Genomic DNA, 3,344 nt, shown 5'->3' with positions numbered 1-3,344 from the left:
CCCGGCGCGGGCAGCGCGGACGGGCGACGGGTCGCCGCCGCTCCCCTGGGGGACGACCCCGGTGACGAGCCGTCCGTCTTCAGTCCGCGCTGCCCGCGCCGGGAACGCCACCCGGAATGCCGCTGCCCGCGCTCCAACCGGCGCCCGCGCGGGGGCCGGAGGAGGGCGGTGGGCCCGGTGGCAGGGAGGAGTGGCGTGCTTCCGTGGTCATGCGTTCCCCGTTTCCTCGCGACCCGGGCCGTCTCCTCGTACCCGTACGACCGGGCCCCCGTCCCGGGCGGGTCCGTCGTACGTGCGCGTCACTCTACGGGTTGTCGGGGGCCGGGGCGGAACCAGTACGGGAGGCCGGGGCACTTGCCCGGAACGTCCCCCTACCCTGCGGTAATCCCTTCTGGCAGGCTTCCGGCATGACTGCGCGTGCCGCCGACCGGGCCCGGTACGACCGGGCCACCGCCCATCTCGAAGCGCCGCTGGCGCTCGTGGACCTGGAGGCCTTCGACGCCAACGCGGCCGATCTGGTCCGCCGCTCCGGCGGCAAGCCGGTACGGGTCGCGAGCAAGTCCGTGCGCTGCCGTGCCCTGCTGGAGCGGGTGCTGGCCAAGGACGGCTTCCAGGGCATCATGTCGTTCACCCTCGCCGAGTCGCTGTGGCTGGCGCGTTCGGGCTTCGACGACATCCTGCTCGCCTACCCCTCCGCCGACCGCTCCGGATTCGCCGAACTGACCGCCGATCCCAAGCTCGCCGCCGCCGTCACCGTGATGGTGGACGACCCCGCCCAGCTCGACCTGATCGACGCGGCCCGCGGCGACGGGCGCGAAGTGGTCCGGATATGCCTGGAGTTGGACACCTCCCTGAAGCTGTTCGGCGGCCGGGTGCGGGTCGGCGCCCGCCGCTCCCCACTGCACTCCCCCGCCCAACTCGCCGAGGTCGCACGGGTGGTGACCGAACGCCCCGGGTTCCGGCTGGTCGGACTGATGGCGTACGAGGGTCATATCGCGGGGGTCGGTGACGCGGTCGCCGGGCGGCCGCTGCGGTCGCGGACGATCCGGCTGATGCAGGCCGCCGCCCGCCGGGAGCTGGCCGAGCGGCGCGGCGCGGCCGTGCGCGCGGTGCGGTCCGTCGCGCCGGACCTGGAGTTCGTCAACGGCGGCGGCACCGGCAGTGTGCAGCACACCGCCGCCGAGTCCGCCGTCACCGAGATCGCGGCCGGCTCCGGGCTGTACGTGCCGCGGCTGTTCGACAACTACACGTCCTTCAGCGGCCGTCCGGCGGCGCTCTTCGCACTGCCGGTGGTACGGCGGCCGGGCGTGGGCGTCGTCACCGTGCTCGGCGGCGGCTACCCGGCCTCCGGCGCGGCGGGGCCCGACCGCTCGCCGGTGCCGTATCTGCCGGAAGGGCTGAAGTACGACCCGCAGGAGGGCGCGGGCGAGGTGCAGACCCCGCTGCTCGGCTCGCCCGCCGACGATCTGCTGATCGGCGACCGGGTGTGGTTCCGGCACGCCAAGGCGGGCGAGCTGTGCGAGCGGTTCGCGTCGCTGCACCTCGTCGAGGGCGACGAGGTGACGGCGACCGTGCCCACGTACCGGGGCGAGGGGCACACCTTCCTCTGAGCCCCGGAGAGGGGGCTTACACGGGCGTGACGTAGGCGCCCGCGATGCCCCCGTCCACCAGGAAGTCGGTGGCGTTGACGAAGGAGGAGTCGTCGCTGGCCAGGAAGGCGACCGCGGCGGCGATCTCCTCGGCCTCGGCGAACCGGCCCACCGGGATGTGCACGAGCCGGCGGGCGGCCCGCTCCGGGTCCTTCGCGAACAGCTCCTGGAGGAGCGGGGTGTTGACGGGCCCGGGGCACAGCGCGTTGACCCGGATGCCCTCGCGCGCGAACTGCACGCCCAGTTCACGGGACATGGCGAGGACGCCGCCCTTGGAGGCCGTGTACGAGATCTGGGAGGTGGCGGCGCCCATCCGGGCCACGAAGGACGCGGTGTTGATGATGGAGCCCTTGCCCTGGCGGCGCATATAGGGGATCGCGGCCTTGCAGCACAGGTACACGGAGGTGAGGTTGACCTCCTGGACGCGCTTCCACGCCTCCAGGCCGGTCTCCAGGATGGAGTCGTCGTCGGGCGGGGAGATGCCGGCGTTGTTGAAGGCCACGTCCACGCTGCCGTAGGTGTCGTACGCCGTCTTGAACAGCGCCTCGACCTGCTCGGGGTCGGTGACGTCGGCCTTGACGAAGAGCCCGCCCACCTCCTCGGCTGCGGCCTTGCCGCGGACCTCGTCCACATCGGCGCAGACGACATGGGCGCCCTCGGCGGCGAGGCGGCGGGCGGTGGCGAGGCCGATGCCGCTGCCGGCTCCGGTCACGACGGCGGTACGGCCGACCAGGCGGCGGCAAACACTGTTGTCGGTCACTGTGCGGGGCCCTCCGTGCTGATGAAGACGTTCTTGGTTTCGGTGAAGGCGGTCAGGGCGTCGGGGCCGAGTTCACGGCCGAGGCCGGACTGCTTGTAGCCGCCGAACGGGGTCCAGTAGCGGACGCTGGAGTGGGAGTTGACGGACAGGTTGCCCGCGCGCACGCCCCCGGCGACGCGCAGTGCGCGGCCGAGGTCGCGGGTCCACACGGAGCCGGCCAGCCCGTAGGGGGTGTCGTTGGCGAGGCGGATCGCGTCCCGCTCGTCGGTGAAGGGGAGCAGGACGGCGACGGGCCCGAAGATCTCCTCGCGGGCGGCCGGGCTGTCGTGCCGCTCCCCCACCAGGACGGTCGGCGGGAACCAGAAGCCGGGTCCGTCGGGCGCGCTGCCGCGCAGGGCGGGGGCGCCGTCGGGGACGTACGACCGTACGCGCTCCCGCTGTGCCGCCGAGATCAGGGGGCCCATCTGGGTCTTCTCGTCGGCCGGGTCGCCCACGACGACGGCGGCGAGCGCGTCGGCGAGGAAGTCCCGGGCCTCGTCCAGGGCGGTCTCCTGGACGAGGATCCGGGTGCGGGCGCAGCAGTCCTGCCCGGAGTTGTCCAGGAAGGAGAACGGGTCGAGGGCGGTGCGCAGGTCGGCGTCGGCGAAGACGATGTTGGGGCTCTTGCCGCCGAGTTCCAGGGTGACCGGTTTGACCAGGCGGGCGCAGCGCTCCATGATCTCGCGGCCGGTGCGGGTGGACCCGGTGAACACGATCTTGGCCACGTCCGGGTGGTCCACCAGGGCGCGCCCGGCGATGTGGCCGTGGCCCGGCAGCACCTGGAAGAGGTGCTCGGGCAGGCCCGCCGCCAGGGCGAGTTCGGAAAGGCGCAGGGCGGTGAGCGGGGTGGTCTCGGCGGGTTTGAGGACGACGGCGTTGCCCGCGGCGAGCGCCGG

General features: G+C 73.5%; 4 protein-coding genes. 1 reads left to right on the top strand and 3 read right to left on the bottom strand.

The window, feature by feature from the left end; genetic code table 11:
• Positions 1-79: 79 nt before the first annotated feature.
• On the bottom strand, positions 80-211 hold the full coding sequence (locus tag CCN72_RS41435; protein ID WP_279630283.1) for a hypothetical protein: 132 nt from the start codon (positions 209-211) through the stop codon (positions 80-82).
• A gap of 196 nt (positions 212-407) precedes the next feature.
• On the opposite strand from CCN72_RS41435, the gene CCN72_RS26550 reads away from it, so the two are divergent.
• Entirely contained in the window at positions 408-1,610 is a 1,203-nt protein-coding gene (locus CCN72_RS26550; protein WP_086810278.1) for an amino acid deaminase/aldolase, read from the top strand.
• A gap of 16 nt (positions 1,611-1,626) precedes the next feature.
• On the opposite strand, the gene CCN72_RS26545 is transcribed toward CCN72_RS26550, so the two are convergent.
• Together CCN72_RS26545 and CCN72_RS26540 are read right to left on the bottom strand one after the other, a co-directional pair.
• A complete protein-coding gene (locus tag CCN72_RS26545; protein WP_086810277.1) occupies positions 1,627-2,409 on the bottom strand; it encodes a 3-oxoacyl-ACP reductase in 783 nt (260 codons plus the stop codon).
• Positions 2,406-3,344 (bottom strand): aldehyde dehydrogenase family protein (locus tag CCN72_RS26540; RefSeq protein WP_086810276.1); only part of this gene is annotated, 939 nt, incomplete at its 5' end. The genes CCN72_RS26540 and CCN72_RS26545, both read right to left, overlap by 4 nt.

The organism is Streptomyces murinus (genome assembly GCF_002154555.1).
In the GTDB taxonomy this organism is placed as follows: Bacteria; Actinomycetota; Actinomycetes; order Streptomycetales; family Streptomycetaceae; genus Streptomyces; species Streptomyces murinus.
The sequence above is the reverse complement of the archived record's forward strand: the minus strand, read 5'-3'. Positions and strand labels throughout refer to the sequence as shown.

Coding starts and splice junctions, on each gene's coding strand:
- CCN72_RS41435 (WP_279630283.1), bottom strand. CDS start 211: ATGACCACGGAAGCACGCCACTCCTCCCTGCCACCGGGCCCACCGCCC.
- CCN72_RS26550 (WP_086810278.1), top strand. CDS start 408: ATGACTGCGCGTGCCGCCGACCGGGCCCGGTACGACCGGGCCACCGCC.